25 protein-coding genes are annotated in these 24,966 nt (G+C 66.8%); 14 read left to right on the top strand and 11 right to left on the bottom strand.

From position 1 onward, the window contains the following. Positions 1 to 289: 289 nt before the first annotated feature. The 5 genes from DBZ45_RS12950 to DBZ45_RS12930 form a co-directional block, all read right to left on the bottom strand. The gene (locus DBZ45_RS12950; RefSeq protein ID WP_111904304.1) at positions 290 to 874 is read right to left on the bottom strand and encodes a TetR/AcrR family transcriptional regulator; all 585 of its coding nucleotides are present in this window, start codon (positions 872 to 874) and stop codon (positions 290 to 292) included. Between the two features lie 38 nt (positions 875 to 912). Then, on the bottom strand, positions 913 to 2,313 hold the full coding sequence (locus tag DBZ45_RS12945) for a sensor histidine kinase (protein WP_223257063.1): 1,401 nt from the start codon (positions 2,311 to 2,313) through the stop codon (positions 913 to 915). Next, entirely contained in the window at positions 2,310 to 2,993 is a 684-nt protein-coding gene (locus tag DBZ45_RS12940; RefSeq protein ID WP_111904303.1) for a response regulator transcription factor, read from the bottom strand. The genes DBZ45_RS12945 and DBZ45_RS12940 overlap by 4 nt, the downstream gene beginning before the upstream one ends. A 460-nt stretch (positions 2,994 to 3,453) precedes the next feature. Beyond that, positions 3,454 to 3,663 (bottom strand): hypothetical protein, encoded by a 210-nt coding sequence (locus DBZ45_RS12935; protein WP_111904302.1) that lies wholly within the window; start codon positions 3,661 to 3,663, stop codon positions 3,454 to 3,456. A gap of 96 nt (positions 3,664 to 3,759) precedes the next feature. Further along, positions 3,760 to 4,011, bottom strand: coding sequence for a hypothetical protein (locus DBZ45_RS12930; protein ID WP_146617520.1), 252 nt, complete (start codon positions 4,009 to 4,011; stop codon positions 3,760 to 3,762). 53 nt (positions 4,012 to 4,064) lie between these two features. Between DBZ45_RS12930 and DBZ45_RS23675 the strand changes: the two genes are divergently transcribed. The 6 genes from DBZ45_RS23675 to DBZ45_RS12905 all read left to right on the top strand — a co-directional run bounded on the left by DBZ45_RS23675 (position 4,065) and on the right by DBZ45_RS12905 (position 9,209). Continuing rightward, positions 4,065 to 4,436 carry a DUF6355 family natural product biosynthesis protein gene (locus DBZ45_RS23675; protein WP_223257064.1) on the top strand — a complete coding sequence of 124 codons (372 nt, stop codon included), beginning with the start codon at positions 4,065 to 4,067 and terminating at the stop codon, positions 4,434 to 4,436. A gap of 12 nt (positions 4,437 to 4,448) precedes the next feature. Next, a complete protein-coding gene (locus tag DBZ45_RS22725; protein WP_146617519.1) occupies positions 4,449 to 4,772 on the top strand; it encodes a DUF6355 family natural product biosynthesis protein in 324 nt (107 codons plus the stop codon). Between the two features lie 587 nt (positions 4,773 to 5,359). Then, positions 5,360 to 6,481 (top strand): PP2C family protein-serine/threonine phosphatase, encoded by a 1,122-nt coding sequence (locus tag DBZ45_RS12920; protein ID WP_111904299.1) that lies wholly within the window; start codon positions 5,360 to 5,362, stop codon positions 6,479 to 6,481. After that, the gene (locus tag DBZ45_RS12915) at positions 6,478 to 8,469 is read left to right on the top strand and encodes a glycosyltransferase family 2 protein (RefSeq protein ID WP_111904298.1); all 1,992 of its coding nucleotides are present in this window, start codon (positions 6,478 to 6,480) and stop codon (positions 8,467 to 8,469) included. Before DBZ45_RS12920 ends, DBZ45_RS12915 begins: the two co-directional genes overlap by 4 nt. After that, positions 8,459 to 8,791 carry an STAS domain-containing protein gene (locus DBZ45_RS12910; RefSeq protein WP_111904297.1) on the top strand — a complete coding sequence of 111 codons (333 nt, stop codon included), beginning with the start codon at positions 8,459 to 8,461 and terminating at the stop codon, positions 8,789 to 8,791. The genes DBZ45_RS12915 and DBZ45_RS12910 overlap by 11 nt, the downstream gene beginning before the upstream one ends. Then, on the top strand, positions 8,784 to 9,209 hold the full coding sequence (locus DBZ45_RS12905) for an ATP-binding protein (RefSeq protein WP_111904296.1): 426 nt from the start codon (positions 8,784 to 8,786) through the stop codon (positions 9,207 to 9,209). The genes DBZ45_RS12910 and DBZ45_RS12905 overlap by 8 nt, the downstream gene beginning before the upstream one ends. A 52-nt stretch (positions 9,210 to 9,261) precedes the next feature. On the opposite strand, the gene opgC is transcribed toward DBZ45_RS12905, so the two are convergent. Further along, positions 9,262 to 11,751 carry an OpgC domain-containing protein gene (opgC, locus tag DBZ45_RS12900; RefSeq protein ID WP_223257062.1) on the bottom strand — a complete coding sequence of 830 codons (2,490 nt, stop codon included), beginning with the start codon at positions 11,749 to 11,751 and terminating at the stop codon, positions 9,262 to 9,264. Further along, positions 11,748 to 13,004: a GAF domain-containing sensor histidine kinase gene (locus DBZ45_RS12895; RefSeq protein ID WP_111904295.1), complete on the bottom strand. Its 1,257-nt coding sequence runs from the start codon at positions 13,002 to 13,004 to the stop codon at positions 11,748 to 11,750. Before DBZ45_RS12895 ends, opgC begins: the two co-directional genes overlap by 4 nt. A gap of 260 nt (positions 13,005 to 13,264) precedes the next feature. Here DBZ45_RS12895 and uraD point away from each other — a divergent pair, with 260 nt between their 5' ends. Genes uraD through purM form a run of 6 tightly spaced genes read left to right on the top strand, consistent with a single transcriptional unit; the run spans position 13,265 to position 18,413 of the window. Continuing rightward, complete coding sequence (uraD, locus tag DBZ45_RS12890) at positions 13,265 to 13,762, top strand: 2-oxo-4-hydroxy-4-carboxy-5-ureidoimidazoline decarboxylase (protein ID WP_111904294.1); 498 nt, start codon at positions 13,265 to 13,267, stop codon at positions 13,760 to 13,762. Next, positions 13,759 to 14,097 (top strand): hydroxyisourate hydrolase, encoded by a 339-nt coding sequence (uraH, locus tag DBZ45_RS12885; protein ID WP_111904293.1) that lies wholly within the window; start codon positions 13,759 to 13,761, stop codon positions 14,095 to 14,097. Before uraD ends, uraH begins: the two co-directional genes overlap by 4 nt. 11 nt (positions 14,098 to 14,108) lie before the next feature. After that, the gene (locus tag DBZ45_RS12880; RefSeq protein ID WP_111904292.1) at positions 14,109 to 14,966 is read left to right on the top strand and encodes a fumarylacetoacetate hydrolase family protein; all 858 of its coding nucleotides are present in this window, start codon (positions 14,109 to 14,111) and stop codon (positions 14,964 to 14,966) included. 56 nt (positions 14,967 to 15,022) lie between these two features. Beyond that, positions 15,023 to 15,457, top strand: coding sequence for a hypothetical protein (locus tag DBZ45_RS12875; RefSeq protein ID WP_317616959.1), 435 nt, complete (start codon positions 15,023 to 15,025; stop codon positions 15,455 to 15,457). Positions 15,458 to 15,504: 47 nt separating this feature from the next. Further along, complete coding sequence (gene purF, locus DBZ45_RS12870; RefSeq protein WP_111904291.1) at positions 15,505 to 17,235, top strand: amidophosphoribosyltransferase; 1,731 nt, start codon at positions 15,505 to 15,507, stop codon at positions 17,233 to 17,235. Continuing rightward, the gene (gene purM / locus DBZ45_RS12865; protein ID WP_111904290.1) at positions 17,235 to 18,413 is read left to right on the top strand and encodes a phosphoribosylformylglycinamidine cyclo-ligase; all 1,179 of its coding nucleotides are present in this window, start codon (positions 17,235 to 17,237) and stop codon (positions 18,411 to 18,413) included. The genes purF and purM overlap by 1 nt, the downstream gene beginning before the upstream one ends. A gap of 74 nt (positions 18,414 to 18,487) precedes the next feature. Here purM and DBZ45_RS12860 read toward each other — a convergent pair whose 3' ends face one another. Together DBZ45_RS12860 and DBZ45_RS12855 are read right to left on the bottom strand one after the other, a co-directional pair. Next, complete coding sequence (locus DBZ45_RS12860; RefSeq protein WP_111904289.1) at positions 18,488 to 19,285, bottom strand: VOC family protein; 798 nt, start codon at positions 19,283 to 19,285, stop codon at positions 18,488 to 18,490. A gap of 206 nt (positions 19,286 to 19,491) precedes the next feature. Continuing rightward, positions 19,492 to 19,725, bottom strand: coding sequence for a DUF3073 domain-containing protein (locus tag DBZ45_RS12855; protein ID WP_003803040.1), 234 nt, complete (start codon positions 19,723 to 19,725; stop codon positions 19,492 to 19,494). Positions 19,726 to 20,050: 325 nt separating this feature from the next. Between DBZ45_RS12855 and DBZ45_RS23255 the strand changes: the two genes are divergently transcribed. Continuing rightward, positions 20,051 to 20,779, top strand: coding sequence for a septum formation family protein (locus DBZ45_RS23255; RefSeq protein ID WP_223257061.1), 729 nt, complete (start codon positions 20,051 to 20,053; stop codon positions 20,777 to 20,779). A gap of 38 nt (positions 20,780 to 20,817) precedes the next feature. Here DBZ45_RS23255 and clpB read toward each other — a convergent pair whose 3' ends face one another. Further along, positions 20,818 to 23,475 (bottom strand): ATP-dependent chaperone ClpB, encoded by a 2,658-nt coding sequence (clpB, locus tag DBZ45_RS12845; protein WP_111904288.1) that lies wholly within the window; start codon positions 23,473 to 23,475, stop codon positions 20,818 to 20,820. A gap of 283 nt (positions 23,476 to 23,758) precedes the next feature. Here clpB and DBZ45_RS12840 point away from each other — a divergent pair, with 283 nt between their 5' ends. Next, the gene (locus DBZ45_RS12840) at positions 23,759 to 24,094 is read left to right on the top strand and encodes a YciI family protein (protein WP_111904287.1); all 336 of its coding nucleotides are present in this window, start codon (positions 23,759 to 23,761) and stop codon (positions 24,092 to 24,094) included. Between the two features lie 3 nt (positions 24,095 to 24,097). Here the strand turns inward: DBZ45_RS12840 and DBZ45_RS12835 are convergent, their stop codons facing one another. Further along, on the bottom strand, positions 24,098 to 24,895 hold the full coding sequence (locus DBZ45_RS12835; protein WP_190243120.1) for a S1 family peptidase: 798 nt from the start codon (positions 24,893 to 24,895) through the stop codon (positions 24,098 to 24,100). Positions 24,896 to 24,966 lie beyond the last annotated feature (71 nt).

The following is a 24,966-nucleotide window of genomic DNA, read 5'->3' as shown; positions in this document are numbered from 1 at the left end:
TTGGTTGGCCCCCGGTCTCTTAGATGACCGGTGCGCCATGACGCGATGTGGGGGTTGACGGGGTTGGTCAGAGGCTGCGGCGGGTGAAGTTGTGCCTGGGCCGGAAGCCGTAAGTCGCCGATGAAACGCCTTTATTTCCGCGGGACCCCGGTTGTGTGGTGTAGGTCATACACATGCAGACTAGCCCACCTTGAACAACTGTTCAAGGTTAAAACTGAACCGATGTTCAAGAAATTTTGGGCGTAGGGCGCCAGGGCAGTGAGTGTGTTTTAGCTAGGGCTTGTTTCCGCTAGCCGGCGAAGGCGATCTGCTCCGTGCGGGCGAGGCTCCTCCGGATGGAAGCCTCGTCGACGCCAAGGAGCGCCGTCAGCCACATGCCGTTTTGCACGACGACGATGTCGGCTGCCCGCTCCCTGCATTCCTCGCTGGAGAGCTCGGGTTTGGCATTCCCTATCAGCGTCGCGAGCCCATCGAGATACCGCTCAAACGCGGCGGCGTTAATCAGTCCAAAGTCTTCATGGGCTTGCGCGAGCGCCCAAAGATGGAGTCGCAGGGACAGATATTGTGTGGTCAGGAGCTCCGGGCCGGCAACGCGCCGGAGGGCCGTGCGGAGCTGCTCGTCGGGGGGCGACGCGGGGTCCGCCGCGACCAGCATGAGGTCGTGCTCGTCGATCCGGTGCAGGGCCGCACGGATCAGGCTCGACTTGTCTTCGTAGTAGTAATTCACGAGCCCCAGTGCGACGCCGGCCTCTCGGGCCACTGCGCGCATATTCACACCCGAGATGCCATGGCGTGAGAGCAGGCTAAGCGCCGCTTCAAGAATGCGTGCCTGCCTGTCTAGCTGTTCGCCGGAGTTCACGGTGCTTGTATCCACTTGGCCAGACTATGGCGAAACCCGTCATGGTGCATCCGTCAGGGGCGCGGGGCGGCCCTGAATGTGACGCGCGCGTCCACGCCCGGGACGCCCGGCCTGGCGTTGAGGGAGGCCGCTGCCCCGCTGGCTTCGGCGAGCTGCTGGACGATGGCCAGGCCCAGGCCGCTGCCCTCAGACGTCGACTGGCCGCGCCAGAAGCGGTTGAAGGCCTTCTGCCGGTCTTCCTCGGAAAGCCCGGGGCCGTCGTCGAGAACGTGAAGCTCGTAGCCTCCCGAAGTACCGTCAGGGCGGACCACCAGGCGGATCTCCGAGTCCGGCGGCGCCACGGCCAGGGCGTTGTCGATGAGGTTGTCGATGATCTGTTCTGCCGCGCCAGGCATGGCCACCACTCTGGCTTCCGGAACCGTGTCCAGGACCGTCCGCACCCCGCTTTCCTCGGCCAGCGCTTCCCACTGCTCCACCCGGTTGCGGGCGATCACGCTGAGGTCCACGTCCTCCCGGTCCACGTGACGGCTGTCCGCCCGGCTCAGGAGGAGCAGGCCCTCGATGATGCGCTGTAGCCGGTAGGTCTCCTCCAGGGAGTCGGCCACCATGACGCGTGCGCCGTCCGGATCGTTGCCGACGGCATCCACGGCGTTCTCCAGCCTGAGCCGCAGTCCCGTCAGCGGGGTGCGCAGCTGGTGGGACGCGTCGCTGGCGAACCCCCGCTGCTGCTGCAGGAGGTGCTCCAGGCGGTCCGCCATCTGGTTGAAGGACCGGGCCAGTGTGCGCAGCTCGGGCGGCCCCTGTTCCTCCTCGGTGCGGGTGTCGAGGTTACCTTCCGCGAGCAGTTCGGTGGCCTTCTGCAGCCGCTTGATCCGCCTGGTCACGGCACCGGCCATCAGGTAGGCCAGCAGTCCCGCGAGCAGCACGGTGATGCCCGCAACCGCCCACATCACCCGCAGCTGGCCGGAGACGCGGTCGTCCACCACGGACGCCGGGTAGGTCAGTCGCACCGCGCCGGTGATGTTCTCGCCGCTGAGGACGGGAACGGTGACGTAGACCAGGTCGAACCCCAAGGTGTCCGAGTGCCGCTGGCCCGAGGTGATCTGGCCGGCGAGCGCGGCGGAAATTTCGGGCCGCGAAAGGTAGGAGGCCCCGGTGGCCGACTGGTCGTCGTCGGAGGTTGCCACGGCAGTACCGGAACGGTCCACCACCACCACGCGCGCCCCGCTGGCCTGGCCGTAATCGCGGACGGCGGCGGCCACGGTGCCGGGTGCCGACCCGCCCGTTTCGAGCAGCTGCCGTGCCCGCCCGCTAAGCAGGAAGGCGTCGCGTTCAAGGGAGGTGGCCAGCCGGTCGCGTTCCACCCGGACCAGGTAGCTGCCCAGCGGAATGTCCTGCACCAGCACCACCAGAAGCGTGATGGCCATGAACACGGAAATCAGCCGCCACCTCATCCGGGCACGTCCAGCCTGAACCCTACGCCGCGCACCGCCTCGATCCAGCGGGGGTCGCCGAGCTTCTTGCGGATGGCTGCCACGTGCGCGTCCAGGGTCTTGGTGGTTCCGTACCAGGTGCCATCCCACACGGCGCGCAGAATGTCGGTGCGCTGGCACACGGCGCCGGGGTCCTCGGCGAGGTAGTAGAGGAGCTCAAACTCCTTGGCGGTGAGATGGATTTCGGTCCCGTCCACCTGGACCCGCCGGGAGCGCTGGTCGATGCTCAGGGTGCCGATGACGCGCGTGCCGTCAACCGGCGGGGTGGTCCCGGACTGCGGGTCGGCCGTGCGCCGGGCGACCGCCCGGATCCGGGCGACAAGCTCCCGCATCCCGAACGGCTTCACCAGATAGTCATCCGCCCCCAACTCCAGGGCCAGCACCCGGTCGATTTCCTCGTCGCGGGCACTGACAACGATGATCGGCGTCTGCGTCAGGGAGCGGATGGACCGGCAGACGTCCGTGCCGTCCATGTCCGGCAGCCCCAGGTCAAGGAGCACGAAATCAGGGCTGGAGGAGCGGACCTCGGCGAGCGCCCCTGCCCCGTCGGCGACGTGCCGGGCCTGGAAGCCAGCTCTGGTCAGGCCCTCCAGCACGCCGGCGGCCACCGATTCGTCGTCTTCAACCACCAGGATCTGCATATCCGATTATCTTCCGGCCGGAACGGTGCCGCGGTGGATAACCACGGCCTGGACAGGCTACTTCTTCGAGCTTTGACAATTCTTGGGCCCTCAAGGTCCCCCAACCACCCCCTCCGCCCCCAAACCCTTCCTCAGATCCTGCAGAGAAAACCCAAACCCTTCCGCACCGCCTGCGGAAGGGTTTACCAAAAGCCTGCGAAAGCTGAGGGAGCGTCGGGATGTGAATCGCAGCGATAAATGGCCGTCTTTTCGTAGCGCTAAATGTCATTCTCAATGGCCAGGCTGTGCGCTCAAGGCGCCTGCCACGCTCGAACGCTAGGTGAGCGAACCTCTCCCGTCCGTGCACGTAGATAGTGCAACGCCATGCGAGACCCGTCCGCAGTGTCCTGTCGGGGATCGGTCACCGAACACCGATCGCATCGACGCCGGGTTGGGCATGTCTGGACCACTAGGGGTGGAGCTACGGTGAGAGCCGCTGCTCCAAAGTGCCGGCTGCCGGGCGCCCGCGTCGGTACTCAAGAACTGAGCAGGTTAGGAACGCAGAAGCAGCCAGGACCATGACGAGGATCGAAACTGGCCCCCACCATTCCGGCAGCTTCTCAGCGAGCATCACCGTGCCCACCCCGAGAACGATCGACGCCCCGAATAAGTAGCGGCTCCATGCAGTCATATCCACAGCCTAACCGCCGCCGAGATTCTGAGCCGAGCTGCCCGTAAGCTGATCCTCCACGTAGCCGCATGTCACTTCCGCAGGAGCGAAGTCCTCTCAGGTATCCCTGTCTGAGATTTCCTTTGCTGTTCGCCGCAATCTGATAGCGGCAAGCCCGATGACGCTGCCTGCTGCGGCCAGGAAGAAGAACAGCACCAGCAGCGGACCAGACATCCCAGGAAAAAGGGGGTTCCGGCCGGTAAGGAAGATCGAAGCCAAGAGGCCCGCCATCGACACGCAAAACGCAAGCCCTAGTACCTTCTGCTTGCGGACCTGGCGCATCATCGGCGATCTAGTTGAAGTAGCCATGAATATATTCTATCGTGTTGAACGAACCCAACTTGACTGGGTTTGTAAATAACATGGGGGAAAATAACATTAAAGCGCGAAAGATTGTCAGAATTCTGTCCACAGGGCTTCTAGTTGCCGGTGGCATCGTTGGCACTTCACTAGTGGGGCCGGAAGAGGCAAAGGCTTCGGTATGTGGTTACTCGCAAGAAATCCGCACCTATAGTTCCATCCTCAGTCTGAACTTGCTTGGTCAGACCCTAGACCCCTTTGGCGGCCAGAAAGTCGTGTCTGTCTACGGTCACTGCGGTCCCACGAACGTTAGGATCGTCACCGAATCACCCAATGGCAACCGTTACGCATGCGTACCCCCGGGTGACAGCTGGCTCGGATTCGTGAACCAGGGCGACAGGATCACTGGCGCCTACTACGTCGGCCTCTGCTAAGGGGCAGCTCCAATGAGTCAGCTAAACGGTTTCAAGCGCGCTTGCACCGCAATAACGACTGGGGCGGCGCTGGTAGTCTCCGGACTGGTGGTCACCGCCGCGCCGGCATCTGCAGCCGTGTGCGGTTTTCAGGGTGTTGTCACGTCGAACATCGGCGGCAACATACCGCCCTGGGAAGAAGCGATCTATAACCACTGCGGTCCAGGTAACGTCAAGATCAGAGTCCAGTACTACTACGCCGAACGCGACCTGTGCGTGACCCCTGGAGAAACCCGCCTCTATGCAAACCCGAACTTGGGCGGCCTCAACTTCGCATATTATATTGGCGGCTGCTGACCAATACGAATCAGCCGATTCTCTGTAGGGCAAGTATTTACTGTGCACTTTACATAGAAAGTATTTATAATCTACTTCTAAATTAAAACTGAAGTGCTTCGTCCACACCGGCTCAGCAGGACGGACAAAACTGTCACCTGGTCCGACTTCGGGTGGGATGACATCTTCGGCACGTCAACGGAACCCGTTGAGATCGACAGAACGTTCGTATTCGAGCGGGCAGAGTACGAAAAAGCACTTCACACCCTCATCAGACAGTTCTCAGGGAGCTCGGATCACAAACTCTGAGGCGCGCACCCAGCTGTAACTGAGCCAGAAGAGACGATGTAACTGAGCAGAGCATGACTGGGGCTGTCTGTTTGTCTGCCCGTAGGGCCCAAGTCCTGCAGCATTGAAGCAGTCAAGGCAGCCAGCGCGCCATTTAGCGCTGCGAAAAGACGACCGTTTAGCCCTGTGGTTCACAGCGTCGGGAGGAACACGGCGACAAGCGAAGGAGCGTTTGACACGGGGGTTCACGCAGGCCGAGCCGCTTGGACATGTTGCAGGTGTGGCGTGACAAGTCTGTAGAGACAGGAGTTAATAGAGGCATGTCTTCAACCCCTGAGCCGCGCCGCGCCGTCGTGATCGAGGACGATCCGGACATTCGGGGGCTGCTGGTCCGGGTCCTGGTCAAGCAGGGCTTCGAAGTCACCGAAGCCGGCGCCGGATTCCCGGGCATCGAGGCGGTGCGAAACACCAAGGCGGACCTGGTCACGCTGGACCTGAACCTTCCGGATCTGGACGGGCTGGAGGTTTGCAAGCGGCTCCGTGAGTTCTCGGACGCGTTCATCATCATGCTCACGGCCAGGGTGGATGAACTGGACAAGCTCACCGGCCTGGACAACGGGGCGGACGACTACGTCAACAAACCGTTCAGTCCGCGGGAATTCCAGTCCCGGATCAATGCGCTGTTCCGCCGTTCCCGCACCCCCGCCGCGGACGAGGCCGCCCAGAACGACCTCCGCCGCGCCGCCGAGGTGCAGCAAAGCCTGCTCCCCCGCGAGGAGGTCCGCCTGGACGGCTACGAGGTGGCAGGCGTGTTCCGCCCCTCGCGCAGCGTGGGCGGCGACTTCTACGACTGGTACCAGACGCCCGACGGGCTGCACCTGACGTTCGCCGACGCCATGGGCAAGGGCATGGGCGCCGCCCTCATCGCGGCCACCGCCCGGGCCGTGATGCGCTCGGTCCGCCACGAGCCGGACCTGGGCAGTGCCTTCGGCCTGGCCAGCCGCTCGATCGCGTCGGACCTGGACATCTCGGGGTCCTTCGTCACGCTCTTCCACGCCCGGCTGGACGCCGGTTCCGGAAAGGTCAGCTACGTCGACGCCGGCCACGGCCTGGCGATTCATCTGCAGGCCGACGGCGGTGCGCAGCGGCTTCCGTCTGCCGGCCCGCCCGTCGGGGCCTGGGCCGATGCCGGCTGGACCGAAGCGGCCCTGAACCTTGCCCCCGGCGACTCGCTCGCCGTCGTGAGCGACGGCGTCCTTGACGTCTTCGGCTCGGTTGAGGAGTTCACCGACGCCGTCCGCCGGTCAACGTACGGACAGCCGACGGCGGAGGCGGCCTGCGCCGCCCTGCTCCAGTTGGCCCCGGCCGACACCGCGGAGGATGATGTCACAGCGGTTGTGGTGCGGCGCCTGGCCGGGACGGCCGGAACGGCTGCTCCGTGACGCGTTTCTGGACCCGGGTGGTGGTGCTCCTGACGGTCATTCTGGGGATCAACTACATCGCCTGGCGCTGGCTGGCCTCGCTGAACTGGGATGCCTGGTGGATCGCCGTCCCGCTCGTGGCCGCCGAGACCTACAGCCTCATTGACGTCATGCTGTTCGGCATGACCGTGTGGCGCCTGAAGATCCGCAAGGCCGCGCCCCGGGCTCCGGCCGACGCCACCGTGGACGTCTTCATCACCACCTACAACGAGCCGCTGGACCTGGTGATGACCACGGCCCTCGCCGCGAAGCGCATCCGGCATCCGCACAGCACCTGGATCCTCGACGACGGCGCCCGCCCCGAGATGCGCCGGCTCGCCGAGGAGCACGGGCTGGGGTACGTCACCCGGAGCGCGGACTGGCAGAACATGCCCCGCCATGCGAAGGCGGGCAACCTCAACAACGCCCTGATGGTCACCGAGGGTGAGTTCCTGCTGATCCTCGACGCCGACCAGATCCCCGAGCCGGACATCCTCGACAAAACGCTGGGCTACTTTACCCACCCCAAGGTTGCGCTGGTGCAGACGCCCCAGTACTTCAGCAACGTCCCCGCCAGCGATCCCCTTGGCAGCCAGGCGCCGCTGTTCTACGGCCCCATCCAGCAGGGCAAGGACGGCTGGAACGCGGCCTTCTTCTGTGGCTCCAATGCCATCCTCCGCCGCGAGGCCCTCATGCAGCTGGGCCTGGTGGGGTACGTGAAGGAGACGGAAAAGAGCATCCGGCGCGCCCTGGCGGCCTCCCAGTCGGCCATCCGCAAGGCCCGGAAATCGGCTGACTCGGACAACCTGCTCGTGGCGCAGATGCTGGACGAGGTGGAGGCCGCCACCACCGAAGCCCGCCGCCGGCTCGACGACGGCGAGTCCCTGAGCGAGATCACCTACCACGTACGCAGGAAGGTGGACCAGGCTGTCCACGCGCTCGTCCAGGCCGATGTGTCCGCGCTGCAGGCAGACCTTGAGGAAATCGCCGCCATGGAACTGGCGCACGTGGGCGATTCCGGCGTCCCCGTAGTGGCCGACGACGCAGTGCAGCGCATGTCCGCCCGGGACTGGTCCCCGCTCGGCGCCATCGAATCGGTGCAGGCCGTGCTGGACGCCCTTTCCGTGGAACGCACCGGCGAAGCCCAGCCCGTCATGCCGCTGGCCACCATCTCCGTGACCGAGGACATGGCCACCGCCATGCGCATCCACGGCATGGGATGGGAAAGCGTCTACCACCATGAGGTCCTCGCGTACGGCCTCGCCCCGGAGGACCTGGCCACCATGCTGACGCAGCGGCTGCGCTGGGCACAGGGCACCATCCAGGTGATGCTCCGGGAAAACCCGCTGGTGCAGCGCGGCCTCAAACTGGGCCAGCGTCTCATGTACTTCGCCACCATGTGGACCTACCTGAGCGGCTTCGCCGCGGTGATCTACTTTGCCGCCCCCATCATCTACCTGTTGCTCGGGATCCTGCCGGTGAGCAGCCTCAGCACCGACTTCTTCATCCGGTTCATTCCGTTCATGGTGGTCAACCAGCTGCTGTTTGCCATCGCCGGCCGCGGCATCCCCACTTGGCGCGGGCAGCAGTACAGCCTGGCGCTGTTTCCCACCTGGATTAAGGCATGTACGACGGCGGCCCGGAACGTCTGGTTCGGACGTCCCCTGGGGTTCGCCGTCACGCCCAAGGACCGCCAGACCGGCGGCCCCAGCTGGAGCCTGATCCGGCCGCAGATTGTAGTGTCCGTGCTGCTGGCCATTTCCTCGGTGGTGGGCATCGTGCGGCTTGCCGCCGGGATGTCCGAACCGATCGGTACGTTGGTCAATGTGGCCTGGGTGGTGTTCGACCTCGTGGTCATGAGCATCCTGGTCCGGGCGGTGCTGTACAAGGGTTTTGAACTAGAGGGTTCAGCGCCGGAGACCCGTCCGGCAGCGGGTTTGATCGAAGAAAGGAAGACGGATGGATCTTAGTTACGAGGTCAAGGACTCATACGCCGAAATCAAGGCCGCCGGCCGCCTGAACATGGTGTCCGCGCCCAAGCTCAGGGAGTTCGTGGCGGACGTTGTTGCCGCTGGATCCAGCCGGATCGTGGTGAACCTGGAAGATACCGCGTTCATGGATTCTTCCGGGCTGGGAGCCCTCATCGGCTGCCTGAAGGCTGCCCGGCAGGCTGGCGGTGACCTCCGCATCGCAGCCGTCCAGCCGCAGGTGAAGATGGTTCTGGAACTGACCAGCATGGACCGCGTGCTGACGTCCTACGCCACCGCGGCCGAGGCGTTCGGCAATGACTGACGTCCTGGCCCGCCGGAACTTCCGGAGCCTGGCCACACCCGAAGCCGTCGATGCCGTGCACGGCCAGCTGGACGACCTCTGGGAAGATGCCCCCTTCGTTCCCGACATGGACCGGATGACCTTCGCCACCGCCGTGATCGAGGCCGCCGCCAACGTGGTCCAGCATGCGGAGCCGGAGTCAGCAGATCCCGTGGAACTGGGCGTGGACATCTGCATCCGCCAGTCGAGCCTGCGGGCCAAGGTCAGCGCCTTCGGCGCCGCCAGCCCCTCCATCGACGGCGACCCCGCCATGCCAGGCGAGGACGCCGAGTCGGGACGCGGGCTGGCACTGATCCGCGCCCTGGTCACCACCGTGACATTCACCCGGCAGGACGCGACGAATACCTGGATCCTGTCGCGGGACCCCATCGGCTCCTGACCATCCGCCCCCGCGCAGCGCCCTGGCCGCCCCCGGGCATAGGTGAGCGCCGTCAGGTGGGGATGATGCGGAAGAGGAACCGGGTCCGGACCATGACCCAGAGCAGCGCCAGGATCACTGCGTAGGCGGCGGTGTTGAAAAGCACCCGGCCCTCCTGCAGGGCCGGGATATTCGCGATGACGGCGATCAGGGCCACGTGGATGATGAAGACGTACAGCGTGGCCCGGCCCAGCGGGATGAAAAACCAGCCCAGGGCCCGGTGGACCGGCTTCCAGTACGCAGTCAGCAGCGCATACGCGGCCACCACCAGCACCAGCACATTCAGCAGCCGCCCCACCCCGAGGTAGGTCCGGCCGAAGTAGGCGTCGTACAGTGCACGGTAGGCCGTGTCCGGCAGGATGGCCACGCGGACGTCGAAGCTGTTGGCCAGGTAAGGGTTGCCCCAGGCCAGGAAGGCGAGGGCCGCCGCGGCCACGGTGCAGGCCACCACCACCCACGAATGGGCGGCCAGCCAGCCGATGATCCGCTGCCGGTGGTAGCCGGCCACCATGCCGACGATGAACAGCACCTGCCACACCAGCAGAGGGAAGGAATCCTCGAATTCAGACGGCAGGAGCCGGATCCGGAAGGTGGTCCCGGCCGCGTACAGGGCCGTGGTGGCAGCCAGCACCCACAGCGCCTTTCCCCGCGACAGTGCCCAGAGGACCAGCGGGCTGGCCAGGAGCAGGATCACGTACAGGCCCATGACGTTGAACTGCCAGGGGCCGAACTGCAGCAACAGGATGCCCGGAACGACTTCCGGCGCCACGGGGAAGTGCAGCAGCGAATCCATCCCGGCGTACAGGTCGTAGGAGCGGCCCGCTCCCCCGTGGCCGGCCGCGCCGGTCCCCTGGTCTACGAACGACGTCAGGGTCTCCGCGTTGATGGCGGGAACGAGGGAGATCAGGAATACCCCGATCAGCACCGTGAGCGCGGTGGCGTAGAGCTTGCCGGCGCGCTTGGTGGTGTGGTCAACCACGTCACCGAAGTTGTCCCTGACCCGGGGACCGAACACCATGCCCAGCACGAGCCCCGAAAAGAGCACAAAGAGCTCGGCACCGGACACGAAGCCCACCGCCTCCTGGGTGAACAGCTGGAACAGTGAGGTCATGCCCACGTGGTTGACCACCACGAACACAATGGCAAGGCCGCGCAGGAAGTCCACCCGGGAATCACGTGAGGCGGGATCGCCGTACGCCCAGCCGGCCACCCGTGGCAGGAAGCGGGGAAGCAGCCAGAGGAGGCCGACGACGGCGGCCAGGGCACCCGCAGTCGTCCACGCGCCGATTCCGCCGAGAACTTTCCCTGCGCCGCCTGATTCGTCGCCGGCAAGATTCCCGCGGGCCGTCACCGGCCCCGTGACCATCGCTGATTCGGCCAGCTTTGCGCCGGCTGCCGCGGCGATGCCGGGCTGCCCCGCCAGCCGCCAGTCAATCGCTGCCACGCCGGTGTCCCGGGTGCTGGTCCGCTCGTCCCACACAACGGCACCGATAAATTTGAACCCTTCGGGCGAAGCGACGGCGAGCACCTGGTTCCACCAAGCCAGCTTGATCTCCGACTCTGCCGGGCCGCCAGTGGTGGAGCTGAAGAATGCGGCCGTCTGCAGCATCAGCGGCTTGCCGCGGCCCTGCGCGTAGTCCGCATAGAAGTCGCCGTAACCGCCGCGGCCGTCGCTGCCGGTCAGCATGCCCGCCAGCTCGCCCTCAGCCGGAAGAGTATTCACGGCGGACGCCCCGCCGGTGTCGTCGTGATACGCGCCCAGGCCGGACCACTCCACGGCGTCGTCACCGGGGTAGTACGGCGAGTAGGCGTCGTCGGCGCCGTCCCAGCGTCCGTCGCTGTTGGTGTCGAGCAGCTCGAAGCCGTCAGACCCCTGGGCCGGCGCGTTGCGGTTCCTCGCAAAGGGGTAGTCGCGGCCCAGGAAGGGCTGCCACACCATGACGGTGCCCGCATCGTCCTGGGATTTGAAGGCAGCTGCCACCGCCCGGAATGCCTTCTGGTACGCCTCCGGCTGCTGGCCCCAGGATACCCAGCTGGTGTTCATGTCCGGCGCAAACTTCATGTACAGCCTGCCTTGGAAGCCGTCGCTGAGCTGCCCGATTGTCCGGGCAAAGGCTGCTGCGTCCTCGGGGGATACCTGGTCCAGGGAACGTGCGGGCTTGACCGCCAGCAGGGCGTGGGCTCCCTGTGAATCACTCTGCCGTAGGAATTCGCGGATGTGGACCTTCTCGGATTCCTGCAGCGGGAAGGCAACGTCGTGCCCGAAGATGGCCGGCACCGCACCCAGGCGTTCCGCCAAACCGGCAGCGCTGTCCTCGCCCCACTCCAGAGCGGCGCCGAAGAGCGGGCCATCCCCGGCGCCAGTAATTTCCCCCTTCGCCGGGGCCGCGGCGGCCTGCGCCGGACCCCCTGGCAGCAGGACGAGCAGGAGCACCAGCAGAAACGCGCGGACGACGGCGCTGCCCGCGGTGCCGCCTATGGGGCCTTTCAGGGCGCTGTTCACAGGACAGCCGGAAAGGTCAGCACTACGGTGGTGCCGCCGCCGAGGGTCTCCGTCAGGGTCAGGTCACCCCCGTGCGCCTGGGCGATCCGCCTGCAGGTGGCCAGGCCCAGCCCGGAGCCCTGGCCGTCCCCTTCCCGGTGCAGGCGGACCAGGGGCTCCAGCACGCGCTCCCTGTCCTCCGGCCTGATTCCCTTGCCGTTGTCCGCCACGAGGACCGCGGTCCCGTGGTAGTTCGAGGCCGCGGTGACCCGGATTTCCAGGGGCCGCTCCGGGCTGCGGTAGTTCAGGGCGTTGGAGAGCAGGTTCTGCAGCAGGGCGCGCAGCTGGAGCGGATCCGCTTGCAGCCGCGCGTCATCGGAGTCCAGCATGGCCCCGCTCCCGAACGGGATGCCGAGGTCGCGCGCGGCGTCCGAGACGGCCTCGCGCAGCGAGACGGGTTGCTGGTGCAGCGCACCGCCCACCTTCGAGTAGTCCAGCACGTCCTCGAGCATGGCGAGCATGCGCCGGCCGCTGGAACCGATGAGCTGCAGGTACTCGGCGGCCGGGTGCTCCGGCGGCATGTCCGGATCATCCTCGCCCAGTTCGACGTAGCCAAGGATCGTGGTCAGCGGAATACGCAGGTCGTGGCTCACGCGTCCGGCGAACTCGCCGAGCTTGGCGTTGCTCCGCCGCACCTCGTCCAGCGCCACGTTCAGCTGCAGGGTCCGGTGCTGGAGCTCCAGCAGCTCCACGGCCTGCTGGGCCAGGAGCTCCAGCATGGCGATCTGCTCCGGGTCGGGGTCCGCCGGCCTGTCGGAGAAGACACACAGCGAACCCAGTACGAAGCCGGAGGCGGTTACCAGCGGCACCGAGGCGTAATAGCGGACGCGGGCGATCTCACCGGTCACAAACGGATTATTGGCAAAGCGCGGGTCCCCGGATGCATCGCGGACCACGGTGGTTTCCCGGGCCAGGAAGACCCTGGCACACATCGAATCCTCCCGGGAGCAGACGCCCGGTTCCACCCCCGACGCCGCGATCTGGCGCTGCTGGTCCGCGGTGATCACGTTCACCACGCTGTAGGGCACCCGGCACAGCTTCGCGGCCAGGTCCACGAGGTTGTCCAGGGCGGTGCGGGCAGTATCGGCGCGGGCAGTGCCGCCGACGGGCGGAAAGGCGGTGCCCTCCTGGCCAGGCAACAACCCGTACGCCTTCAGCACGGCCTGCCGATCGATGTCCTGCTCCGGGAGCGTCCGAGCGCTGGCCCCTTTCATCCGTCCCCTGTCGCCGCGCGGGACTCCGACCCAGCGTCAAGTCCCCTCGGCGCCGATACTATCCGCCCGACCTCAACGCCTGCGATAGTCTCTTGACACCGGCAGACATGCTCGGCTTCACTATTACGTATGCTGAAATAACAGTTCCATGATGCGGAACTCGGCGATTCCTCGGTGAGGAGTTGTCGATCGCCGGGAGAGGACCCGGGCCTCCGCATAGCCGTCACCATGGATGCCAGCATCTGCTTGAGGATCACAACGTGAAGCTTGCCGAATTCAATGCCGCGGACAGGGACGCTGCCAACGCGGTCCTGCGCCCCTGCATCGACGTCCCCCGCTGGGTGGACCAGATTGCCGCCGCGCGCCCCTTCGCCTCCCGCGAGGAGCTCCTCGACGGCGCCCGGGCCGCCGCCGCGCCGTTCACGCCGGACGAGGTGGCAGGCGCCATGGCGCATCATCCGAGGATCGGCGAACGTCCCGCCGAGCAGACCACCGAGGCGGCCATGTCCCGGTCCGAGCAGGCAGGCGTGGACCCGGCCGACACCGCGGTGGCGGACGCCCTGGCGCGCGGCAACCGCGCCTACGAGGAAAAATTCGGCCGGGTCTTCCTGATCCGCGCCGCCGGACGGACGGCCCCCGAAATTCTGGCAGCGCTGAATGAGCGCCTGGCCAACACGCCGGCGCAGGAAGACGCCATCGTCGCGCAGCAGCTGCGCGAAATCGCCCTGCTGCGCCTGGAAGGAGTGATCAGCGAATGAGCGTTTCCCATGTAACAACCCACGTCCTGGACACCGGCGCCGGACGCCCGGCGGCGGGTATCGCCGTCGTGCTTTACGCGAACGACGGCGGCAGCTGGACTCAGCTGGGCAGCGGCACCACCGATGCGGACGGCCGCGCGAAGGACCTGGGACCGGAGGTTCTGGCCCCCGGGAAATACCGGCTCAACTTCGCCACCGGCGACTACTACGCCCAGCAGGGCGGCACCACGTTCTTCCCGGAGGTGGACCTGGTCTTCGAGGTCACCGGTACCGAGCACTACCATGTGCCGCTGCTGCTGAGTCCGTTCGCCTACTCCACCTACCGCGGCAGCTGAAAGGACACAGAATGCGGCTGATGCGCATTGGCCCGGCGGGCAACGAGGTACCGGTGGTCGTTGACGATGACGGCCACGCCTATGACCTGCGGCCGGTCACCCAGGATATCGACGGGGACTTCCTGGCGGCCTGGGCCGGCCAGCTCACCGACCTAGACCTGTCCGGCCTCCCGCAGGTGCCCCTCGACGGCAAACGGATCGGCGCGCCGATCGCCCGGCCCGGCGCAGTGATCGGCGTGGGGCTGAACTACGCCGCGCACGCTGCAGAATCCGGCTTGCCCGTGCCGGAGCGGCCCATCATCTTCTTCAAGCATCCCAACACCGTGGTTGGTCCGGACGACGACGTCATCATCCCGCCCGGGGCGCAGCGGGTGGACTGGGAGGTGGAGTTGGGTGTGGTCATCGGCCGGCGCGCCAGCTACCTGGTATCCGACGCCGAGGCGGCGGACTGCATCGCGGGCTACGTCCTGTCCAACGACGTCTCTGAGCGCGAGTACCAGCTGGAGCACTCCGGGCCGCAGTGGTCGCTGGGCAAATCCTGCCCCACCTTCAACCCGGTGGGACCCTGGCTGGTGCCCGCCGAGGGAGTGGATGCGGACGGCATCCGCCTCTCTTCCTGGGTCAATGACGAGGTCCGGCAGGACAGCTCGACGGCGGACATGGTGTTCGGGCCGGCAGAGCTGGTCCGCCGGCTCTCGCAGTACATGGTGCTCGAACCCGGCGACCTCATCACCACCGGCACCCCGGAGGGCGTGGCACTGTCCGGCCGCTTCCCGTTCCTGAAAGACGGCGATGTCATGCGGATGTCCGGCGGGGACCTGCTGGGCGAGCAGCGGCAGCGGCTGGTCCCGGCGGGGCCGCAGGCCTGAGCAGGCTGAACCCGCCGGGGCAGGCCGGGGGCCGGGATGACAGTAGGCTAGATGGCATGTCTTCCGACCAGCCCACCCCTGAACGGCACGAAATTCCCGAACGGCGCGAGATCACCGTCCGGCGCGCCCCCAAGTACGTTCCCTTCCTGATCCTGGGCGGGCTGGTGGGCTTCGCCGCGGCGGCTGTCATTGCGTACGCCCTGCCCGGCGATGCCAGCTACGACCGCGGCTCCGTGTACGGCTTCTTCATGGTGCCGTGCGCCGCTGCGGGTGTGATTCTCGGCGCAATTGCCGCGCTGGTGCTGGACCGCACCAGCGTGCGCCGCGCCCGCCGCGGCGTCGTCGAAGCGGTGCCGGAGCCGGAACTTTCCGCACCAGGCACGGCACCAACCACGCACCCGGCCGCAGAACCGGGCACGGCACCGGGCACTGAACCGGGCCCGGCACCGGAGCGGACCACGAACGATGGCGAGCCCGGCCAGCGGTCATAATCCGGCCGCCGGAATTTCCCTACCCCATGACGTGAGATAATCGACCAGTGGCACGCGGCGATGGAAAACTTTCTCATGATCTTCTCCCTGGCGAAAAGGGCCCACAGGACGCTTGCGGCGTCTTCGGGGTCTGGGCACCAGGTGAAGAAGTAGCAAAACTTACCTACTACGGGCTGTACGCGTTGCAGCACCGCGGTCAGGAGTCGGCTGGCATAGCAACCAGCGACGGCAAGCGGATCAACGTCTACAAGGACATGGGCCTCGTATCCCAGGTCTTCGACGAGACCACGCTGAACACCCTGACCGGGCACCTGGCCGTCGGCCACTGCCGCTACTCCACCACCGGCGCCAGCCACTGGGCCAACGCCCAGCCCACCCTCGGTGCCACCAGCACCGGCACGGTGGCCCTGGCGCACAACGGCAACCTGACCAACACCGCCGAGCTCAACGCCATGATCCTGGAACGCAACGGCGGCCAGCTCAGCGGTGAAATGAAGCAGGGCAACACCTCGGACACCGCACTGGTGACGGCACTGCTGGAAGGTGAAGAGGGCAAGTCCCTCGAACAGACCGCCATCGAGCTGCTCCCCAAGATCAAGGGCGGCTTCTGCTTCGTCTTCATGGACGAGGGCACCCTGTACGCGGCGCGGGACACCTACGGCATCCGCCCCCTTTGCCTGGGCCGGCTGGAACGCGGCTGGGTGGTGGCGTCCGAACAGTCCGCCCTGGCCACCGTGGGCGCCAGCTTCATCCGCGAAATCGAACCCGGCGAATTCATCGCCATCGATGAGCAGGGCGTGCGGTCCCAGCGCTTTGCGGAGCCGACGCCGGCCGGTTGTGTTTTCGAATACGTCTACCTCGCGCGCCCCGACGCCGCGATTGCCGGGCGGTCCGTGTACGAATCCCGGGTGGAGATGGGCCGCCAGCTGGCCCGCGAGAACACGCAGGAAGCGGACATTGTCATCCCGGTCCCGGAATCCGGCACCCCTGCAGCCGTGGGCTACGCCGAAGAATCCGGCATCCCGTTCGCGCACGGCTTCGTCAAGAACTCCTACGTGGGCCGCACATTCATCCAGCCCTCGCAGACGCTGCGCCAGCTGGGCATCCGACTGAAGCTCAACGCGCTGGAGTCCGTGATCCGCGGCAAGCGCGTGGTGGTGGTGGATGACTCCATCGTCCGCGGCAACACGCAGCGCGCCATCGTTCGGATGCTCCGCGAAGCCGGCGCGGCGGCCGTCCACGTCAAGATTTCCTCCCCGCCGGTCCAGTGGCCGTGCTTCTACGGCATCGACTTCGCCTCCCGGGCAGAGCTGATCGCCAACGGCGCCACGATCGAAGAAATCTCCCAGGCCATCGGCGCCGACTCGCTGGCCTACATCTCCGAGGACGGCATGATCGGTGCCACCCAGCAGCCCCGCGAACGGCTCTGCACCGCCTGCTTCACGGGCAAGTACCCTATCGAGCTCCCCGGCTCGGACAAACTGGGCAAGAACCTGCTGGAGCGCACGGACCTCGGCGGCCTGCCGGCCACCTCGGCAGGCAGCGCCCCGGCCGCCTCCGGTGACGCCGCCGCGGAAGCCGCCATCGAACCGGCCACTGCCACACCGGGCAATCCGGACAGCATCCCCGTCACCGAGGACCCTGCCGAGAAGCCGGGCGCCACCGGTTGCGACCCGGGGCCCGATGCCGAGTTCGAGAACCTGCTCACCGACGCCGACCGCGTGCCCGAGCTCCACCACGACGCTGCGACCGTCGGCGCTGACAAGAAAGAGTCCTGATGACTTCCGCTTCCTCCACTGCTGACATGAATGCTGCCCAGAACAACGCCGGCATCACCTACGCGGCCGCCGGTGTGGACGTCGAGGCCGGCGACCGCGCCGTCGAACTCATGAAGGACGCCGTCAAGGCGACCCACAACGCATCGGTGATTGGCGGCGTCGGCGGCTTCGCGGGCCTGTACGACGTCTCGAAGCTCCTGACCTACAAGAAGCCCCTGCTGGCCACGTCCACGGACGGCGTCGGCACCAAGGTGGCCATCGCCCAGGCCATGGACATCCACGACACCATCGGCTTCGACCTCGTGGGCATGGTGGTTGACGACATCGTGGTGGTGGGCGCCGAGCCGCTGTACATGACCGACTACATCGCCTGCGGCAAGGTGGTTCCGGAGCGCATCGCGGACATCGTCCGCGGCATCGCTGCCGCCTGCTCCGTGGCCGGCACCGCCCTGGTGGGCGGCGAAACCGCCGAGCACCCCGGCCTGCTGGGCGAGCACGAGTACGACGTCGCCGGTGCCGCCACCGGCGTTGTTGAGGCAGACGCGCTGCTGGGGCCGGACCGCGTTCGCGAAGGCGACGTGGTGATCGGCATGGCTTCCTCGGGCCTGCACTCCAACGGCTACTCGCTGGTCCGCCGCGTCATCAACCACGCCGGCTGGGCCCTGGACCGCCAGGTCTCAGAACTGGGCCGCACGCTGGGCGAGGAACTGCTGGAACCCACCCGCGTCTACGCCGCTGACTGCCTGGACCTGGCGCGGGCTTTCCCTGTCACGGCTGGCCTTGCCTCAGGCGGCAGGGCTGTGCACGGCTTCAGCCACGTCACCGGTGGCGGGCTCGCCGCCAACCTGGCGCGCGTCCTGCCGCAGGGCCTCGTGGCCACCGTTGACCGCTCCACCTGGGAGCTGCCCGCCATCTTCAAGCTCGTCTCCGAGCTGGGCCGCGTCCCGCTGCCCGACCTGGAGCGCACGCTGAACCTCGGCGTCGGCATGGTGGCCGTGGTCTCCGCCGAAGCTGCCGATGCCGCCGTGGCCCGCCTCAACGAGCGCGGCCTGCCGTCCTGGATCATGGGCTCCGTCAGCGCCGACTCCGATGCCGTGGTCAAGACTGGCCCGGACTACGTGCAGGGCGCCAAGGGCGTGGACGGCGGCGCAGTCCAGCTGGTCAACGCCTACGCGTAACCCCCACCGGCCCCCTCGCCGAGTTCCCCGTACCTGCCGTATGACAGCAGGTACGGGGGACTCGGCGTTTAAGGCTAGACCTCCAGGACGCTGAACACGCCGCCCTGCGGGTCCTTCAGGGTGGCGATGATGCCGCCGTCGTCGTCGAACTCCGGCTCCACCAGCACCTCGGCCCCGGCTGCCACAGCCGACAGCACGGCTTCCTTGACGCTGGAGACGCCGAAGTAGACCTGCCAGCCGCGGCTGCCGGGCTCGCCGTCTCTGTCCTCGTCGTCGTCCTCCTGCGGGGCAGGGGCAATGCCCGCCACCTCTGCGCCGTTCACCATCAGCGTGGTGTACGTGCCGCCGTCGTCCTGAGGGTATTCCGTCACCGCGTGACCGAACAGCTGCTGGAAAAACCCGACGGCGGCCTGCGGCTCGGGCGTGAGCAGTTCGGCCCAGGCAAACGCGCCGGGCTCGTTGTGCCGCCCGCTGCCCGGGTGGGTTCCGGCCTGCCAGACGCCGGTGGCACCGCCGCCCGGCGGCTCCACAAACACCATGCTTCCGGTGTCCCCGATATCCTCCGGACCGAACTGCACAGAACCGCCGGCATGGTCGGCTTCCTCCGCGGTGGACCGGGCGTCGTCCGTGGCAAAGTAGATGTTCCACTGCGCGGGCCGCTGTGCGTCACCCTGCTGCGGCTGCGGTGCCACCGTCGCCACGACGTCGTCGTCCAGGAAGGCCTTCGCGTAGCTGCGGCCGTCCGGGGTCGGCAGGTCCTCGTACCGCCACCCGAACACGGCGGCGTAGAAGGCCTTGGCGGCAGCCACGTCCGGCGTCTGGACGTCCGTCCAGCAGAGCTCTCCAAGGCTGTACCCGCTGCGCTGCACCATGCGTTCGTACCTTTCGTTGGCTGAATTCTTTCCAGCCTAGTTCCTGAAGGGCACGGTTCCTACGGGCGGGTTTGCAAGGGGGCCTGCGCGGAAACGCCAAAGGCCCGGTGGGCACGCCAAAGACCGGCATGCCCAACGGGCCTGATAACTATGGTGTACGACGGCGGCTCACAGCCAACTGCCTTATAGCAGTTCAGCTGGAACGACTAACCGATACGACGGCTGTCTACCTCATCGTCGTCTTCATCCAAATCGTCCGCGTACTTATCCACGTAGGCTGAATAGTCCGGCTCAACCGGTTCATTCGCGAAGTGGCTCGTGGCACGACTTCCCGGACCCGTGAGCTCTCGCTGTAGGGCCGAATAATCAGTGTTCGGGGAGTAGTACTTGATGTCCCGAGCCTGCTTGGTAGCTTTTGCCTTTTGACGGCCGCGCCCCATGGCGTGACCCCCTTTTGTACTTGGACCGGAGGTGGTCACCTTTGGCGATCGGTGAGGCCCCGGAATGTTTGGTCAATTTGTCGTACCCCTAGATTACATGCTTTCGGCGGCCTCTGCTTGCCATGGCGGCCCCCAGGGACCGCCGCAGTCCGCTTCTCCGCGGCAATCCGGGGCTCGCAGAGATTTTTTGTTCGATAGAGTCTCCTGAACGACTGAAATTAAGCGGGCATGGGAATCCGGCAATCGGCCGCCCGGGCCACACCGCCGAAACGCAAATCGGATGCCCAGCGCTTGAGCGAACGCCAGGAAGGGGTGCCGCCCCCATATGAATGACAACGATCCCAGCCACGACGGGGGACGCGGGCCGGCCCGCGCCGTCGCCGTGCAACCCGAACGGGCCGAGCACAAAACGGCAGAGCCGAAGCCAGCCGCGCCGAATCCAGGCGCACAGGAACAGGCGCAACCCCATACGGCCCGGCCGAAGAACCTCGGCGGATCGCTCCGCTCACGGCTCGCACAGCCCGAAGTCCGGCAGACCCTGCTCAAGTCCGGCTTTGTCGCCGCCCTGCTCGTGGTGGGCGGCCTGCTCGTGTGGCTCCTGACGTCACTCCTCGCGGGCGCCACCATGCAGGCGGCCAACCGGCCGGACGCCACGGCGGCGGATCCTTCCCCTGCCCCGGCGGCCCCGTCGCCCCGGCCAAGCCTGCCCCTGGCCAGCGTGAGCCCGCTGGACTTCCGGGTGGGCGACTGCCTCAAGGACTTCGACCCCGAGGCATCCAAGTCCACCGTGGTTGCCTGCACCACCGATCATTCTGCCCAGCTGGTGGCAGTCACCCACTATGCCGACGGCGACGCATACCCGGGCCGTGACGCGATGAAGACCAGGGCCAGGGAAACGTGCCAGGACGCGCCGCTGACGGCGAAATCCAACGACTACAACCTGAACTACCGCCTCGCGTATCCGAGCACGGCCAGCTGGGCCAAGGGCGATCGCCGCGTGGACTGCTATGTCACCGCGTCCGGCAACATCCTCAAGGCAAGCCTGCTCCCCTAGCTCCCAAACGAAACCAAGGGAGCGGGCCAACCCCGTTCCTAGTCCCGGCGTCGGACGGTGAGTCCGCTGCCCAGGGGAGCGCCGCCGTCGGGCCCCGAAAGTGCTTCCAGGCCCTCGACAGTGAGTTCCCCGAGATCGGCGGCGGTGTCCACCAGGACAGTGTCACCGTCGGAGATTTCACCGGCCAGGATGGCCTTGGCCAGCCGGTCGCCGATTTCGCGCTGCACAAGGCGGCGCAGCGGCCGGGCGCCGTAGGCCGGGTCGAAGCCGGACATTGCCAGCCAGGAGCGGGCCCCTTCGGTGACCTCGAGCGAGAGCCGCCGCTCCTGCAGGCGCTTGGTCAGCTCTGCCACCTGCAGCTCGACGATCCGGGCGAGTTCGTCCACGGACAGCGGATCGAACAGCACCACCTCATCCAGCCGGTTCAGGAACTCCGGCTTGAAGGAAGCGTTCACCGTGGCCATCACCGCGTTGCGCTTGGCGTTCGCATCCAGCGTCGGGTCCACGAGGAACTGGCTGCCCAGGTTTGAGGTGAGCACCAGGATCACGTTGCGGAAGTCCACGGTGCGGCCCTGGCCGTCGGTGAGGCGGCCGTCGTCGAGCACCTGCAGCAGGATGTCGAACACCTCGGGGTGGGCCTTCTCCACCTCGTCCAGCAGCACCACGGAGTACGGCCGGCGGCGGACGGCCTCGGTGAGCTGGCCGCCCTCTTCGTAGCCGACGTACCCGGGAGGCGCACCGACGAGGCGCGCCACGGAGTGCTTCTCGCTGTACTCGGACATGTCGATCCGCACCATGGCGCGTTCGTCGTCGAAAAGGAAGTCCGCGAGCGCCTTGGCGAGTTCGGTTTTGCCGACGCCGGTGGGGCCGAGGAACAGGAACGAACCGGTGGGCCGGTTGGGGTCGCTGATGCCAGCCCGTGCACGGCGCACGGCGTCGGAGACGGCGGTGACGGCCTTGGACTGACCGATCAGCCGCCGGCCGAGTTCCCCCTCCATGTGCAGCAGCTTCTGGCTTTCGCCCTGGAGCATGCGGCCGGCCGGAATGCCCGTCCATGCCGCGATGACCTCGGCGATGTCGTTGGCGGTGACCTCCTCCGCCACCATCAGGGCAGACTTGTCGGCGACGGCGGCCTCAGCCTCTGCGGCGTCGCTCAGTTCGCGCTCTAGTGCCGGAATCTCGCCGTACAGGATCCGGGACGCTGTCTCCAGGTCACCTTCGCGCTGCGCCTTGTCCGCCGTGGACCGCAGCTCGTCCAGCTTTGCCTTCAGGTCGCCGACGCGGTTCAGGCCGGCTTTCTCGGCTTCCCAGCGGGCGTTCAGGCCGGCCAGCTGCTCCTTCTTGTCCGCCATGTCCGCCCGCAGCGCAGCGAGGCGCTCCACGGACGCGGCGTCAGTCTCGCCCTGCAGTGCGAGCTCCTCCATGGTGAGCCGGTCGACGGCGCGGCGCAGCTGGTCGATTTCCTCCGGGGCGGAGTCGATCTCCATGCGCAGCCGGGAGGCGGCCTCGTCCACGAGGTCGATCGCCTTGTCCGGCAGCTGCCTGCCGGAAATGTAGCGGTTGGAGAGCGTCGCGGCAGCCACCAGCGCGGAGTCGGCGATGGCAACCTTGTGATGGGCCTCGTACCGCTCCTTCAGGCCACGCAGGATGCCGATGGTGTCGTCCACGCTGGGCTCCCCGACGTACACCTGCTGGAAGCGCCGCTCCAGGGCAGGGTCCTTCTCGATGTTCTCGCGGTACTCGTCGAGGGTGGTGGCGCCGATGAGCCGCAGCTCGCCCCGGGCCAGCATCGGTTTGAGCATGTTGCCGGCATCCATGGCGCTTTCGCCGCTGGCCCCGGCACCCACCACGGTGTGCAGCTCATCGATGAACGTGACAATCTGGCCGTCGGAGTTCTTGATCTCCTCAAGGACGGCCTTGAGGCGCTCCTCAAACTCGCCGCGGTACTTGGCGCCGGCCACCATGGAGGCCAGGTCAAGGGCGATCAGGGTCTTGCCCCGAAGGCTCTCCGGCACGTCGCCCGCGACGATGCGCTGGGCGAGGCCCTCGACGACGGCCGTCTTGCCGACGCCCGGCTCACCGATGATCACGGGGTTGTTCTTGGTGCGCCGGCTGAGAACCTGGATGATGCGGCGGATTTCTGCATCCCGCCCAATCACCGGGTCCAGCTTGCCCGAGCGGGCGGTCGCGGTCAGGTCGGTGCCGAACTTTTCCAGGGCCTGAAAGGTGTTCTCGGGATCTGGCGAGTTGACCTTGCGGTCGCCGCGGACCCCCGGCAGGGCCGCTGCCAACGCCTCATGCGACGCGCCGGCCTCGCGGAGCAGCCTGCCCACGCCCTCGCTTCCCGCCGAGAGGCCCAGCAGCAGGTGCTCGGTGGAGACGAAGGAGTCGCCCAGCTTGTCGGCTTCGTTCTGGGCGTTCTGGATCGCCTGCAGGGAAGGCCGGGACAGCTGGGCCTGCTGGACCGAGCTTCCGGACGTGGCGGGCAGCGCCTTGATGGCGGTACTCGCCTGGACGCTGACAGTATCCGGGTCCGCTCCGGTGGCGCGGAGGAGTGCGACGGCGACGCCCTCCCGCTGGTCCATGAGTGCCTTGAGCAGGTGCGCGGGTTCCACCTGCGGATTCCCGGCCGTGGAGGCGTTCATGGCGGCAGCTGAAAGAGCCTCCTGGCTCTTGGTGGTGAATTTGGCGTCCAAAGAGAGCTCCTTTCGAAGACGGTTTAGCTAGGTTGAGTCTACTACGCTCAACTTTGCCTTTTACGTCTGCACGGCCAAGTTTTCCCACAGCGAAACACCCTCCGGCGGGCCGGCAAATCTTGTGTGAACGGTGGCCCTTGAACTGTATCGCCAACGGCCGAATCCCCCTAGGATCGACCTGTGGCCGCGAGCGTCACGCCCTGGAGGCGGCCGCCGCAAGAGCGTCACCCCGCAACCCCAAAGACCACTACCCAGAGACCACTACCCAGAGACAGGAACGGCAATGAAGAAGTTTTTAGTTCTTTACAACGCACCGCAGTCGGCACAATCCCAGATGGCGGAAAGTTCCCCCGAAGCCGCGCAGGAGGGCATGAAAGCGTGGATGGAGTGGGCATCCCGGGCCGGCAGCGGCATCGTGGACATGGGCCAGCCCCTCGGTGCCGGCAAGGAGGTCAGCCAGTCGGGCACCTCGGACACGAACGCCAGCGTGGGCGGATACGGCATCCTGCAGGCCGAGGACATGGACGGTGCCCTGGCCCTCCTCGACGGACACCCGCACCTCATGATGCCCGGCGCGAGCATCCAGGTATTCGAGGCCCTCGACCTGCCCGGGATGTAACCGCTAGGAGCCCCGAACCCCTGAGACGCTGGTGATCCAGGCGAGGTTGCGGACCACGGAGGCGTGGTCGTTGTAGTAGCCGGTGTAATTCGAGGGGTTCGGGACCGGCAGAATGTCCGACGAGGACAGGACCCCTGCAAGTTTTCCGTTCACGATGAGCGGGCCGCCCGAGTCGCCGCCGAGCGTGTGGCCGCTCTGCGACCGCGTCCGGACAGACGGACCGCCGTAGTTGTCCACGCCCTGCCACACCACCGAGACGTCCGCCGCTTTGAGGTAGTAGGACATGGCACCGGACCCCTCGGACTGATCGCCCCAGCCATAAACCCTCGCGCGGGTTCCGGTGGCAGGAAAGGAACTGGACAGGCCCACGTAGGAGCCGTAGTACGGCGTGGACAGCTTCAGCAACAGGACGTCCCCGGCCGGAGCGGGGTAGCGTGCGGCAACCGAACGGACGGTACCTCCGGTTCCGAGGTAGCTGGTGCCCAGCCGGACCGACCTGAGGCTCGCGGAGTTGCAGTGCTTGGCCGTAATGACCCAGCCCGCAGCGATCTGACTGCCGGCGCACCCCACGGTGGTGCCTGCGGAGTCGAAGGAAACTTGCACCGTGAAGGGTGCGGCTGCAACCGTCGTGGTGCTGCCACCCGCGATGTCCCGGCTCAACGTGCCGTCGCCGCCCGGGGCCGGAACTTCCTTGAGAGGCACCTCCCGGGCCGCGGCGGCCTGCGCCGGCGGGCCACAGAGAACGGGGGCGAGCAGGGCCGCGCAGGCCGTGGCCGCGGCTAGGATTTTCGCGATCTTCAACGTGGGACTCCTTGGCGTCGGGTGTGAGAGGTCCGCCTGCGAGGCTACGTGCAGTGACAAGAGTTGTCATA

The sequence above is a fragment of the Arthrobacter globiformis genome (assembly GCF_003261175.1).
Lineage (GTDB): Bacteria > Actinomycetota > Actinomycetes > Actinomycetales > Micrococcaceae > Arthrobacter > Arthrobacter globiformis_A.
The sequence above is the reverse complement of the archived record's forward strand: the minus strand, read 5'-3'. Positions and strand labels throughout refer to the sequence as shown.

Excerpts from the sequence above, each read along its gene's own strand:
- DBZ45_RS12895 (WP_111904295.1), bottom strand. The coding sequence starts at position 13,004 with ATGAAAGGGGCCAGCGCTCGGACGCTCCCGGAGCAGGACATCGATCGG.
- DBZ45_RS12930 (WP_146617520.1), bottom strand. The coding sequence starts at position 4,011 with ATGGCTACTTCAACTAGATCGCCGATGATGCGCCAGGTCCGCAAGCAG.
- DBZ45_RS12840 (WP_111904287.1), top strand. The coding sequence starts at position 23,759 with ATGAAGAAGTTTTTAGTTCTTTACAACGCACCGCAGTCGGCACAATCC.
- DBZ45_RS12855 (WP_003803040.1), bottom strand. The coding sequence starts at position 19,725 with ATGGGGCGCGGCCGTCAAAAGGCAAAAGCTACCAAGCAGGCTCGGGAC.
- DBZ45_RS22725 (WP_146617519.1), top strand. The coding sequence starts at position 4,449 with ATGAGTCAGCTAAACGGTTTCAAGCGCGCTTGCACCGCAATAACGACT.
- DBZ45_RS12910 (WP_111904297.1), top strand. The coding sequence starts at position 8,459 with ATGGATCTTAGTTACGAGGTCAAGGACTCATACGCCGAAATCAAGGCC.
- DBZ45_RS12935 (WP_111904302.1), bottom strand. The coding sequence starts at position 3,663 with ATGACTGCATGGAGCCGCTACTTATTCGGGGCGTCGATCGTTCTCGGG.
- DBZ45_RS12920 (WP_111904299.1), top strand. The coding sequence starts at position 5,360 with ATGTCTTCAACCCCTGAGCCGCGCCGCGCCGTCGTGATCGAGGACGAT.
- uraH (WP_111904293.1), top strand. The coding sequence starts at position 13,759 with ATGAGCGTTTCCCATGTAACAACCCACGTCCTGGACACCGGCGCCGGA.
- DBZ45_RS12940 (WP_111904303.1), bottom strand. The coding sequence starts at position 2,993 with ATGCAGATCCTGGTGGTTGAAGACGACGAATCGGTGGCCGCCGGCGTG.
- DBZ45_RS12860 (WP_111904289.1), bottom strand. The coding sequence starts at position 19,285 with ATGGTGCAGCGCAGCGGGTACAGCCTTGGAGAGCTCTGCTGGACGGAC.
- DBZ45_RS23675 (WP_223257064.1), top strand. The coding sequence starts at position 4,065 with ATGGGGGAAAATAACATTAAAGCGCGAAAGATTGTCAGAATTCTGTCC.
- DBZ45_RS12945 (WP_223257063.1), bottom strand. The coding sequence starts at position 2,313 with ATGAGGTGGCGGCTGATTTCCGTGTTCATGGCCATCACGCTTCTGGTG.
- DBZ45_RS12905 (WP_111904296.1), top strand. The coding sequence starts at position 8,784 with ATGACTGACGTCCTGGCCCGCCGGAACTTCCGGAGCCTGGCCACACCC.
- DBZ45_RS23255 (WP_223257061.1), top strand. The coding sequence starts at position 20,051 with ATGAATGACAACGATCCCAGCCACGACGGGGGACGCGGGCCGGCCCGC.
- DBZ45_RS12875 (WP_317616959.1), top strand. The coding sequence starts at position 15,023 with ATGTCTTCCGACCAGCCCACCCCTGAACGGCACGAAATTCCCGAACGG.
- purM (WP_111904290.1), top strand. The coding sequence starts at position 17,235 with ATGACTTCCGCTTCCTCCACTGCTGACATGAATGCTGCCCAGAACAAC.
- DBZ45_RS12880 (WP_111904292.1), top strand. The coding sequence starts at position 14,109 with ATGCGGCTGATGCGCATTGGCCCGGCGGGCAACGAGGTACCGGTGGTC.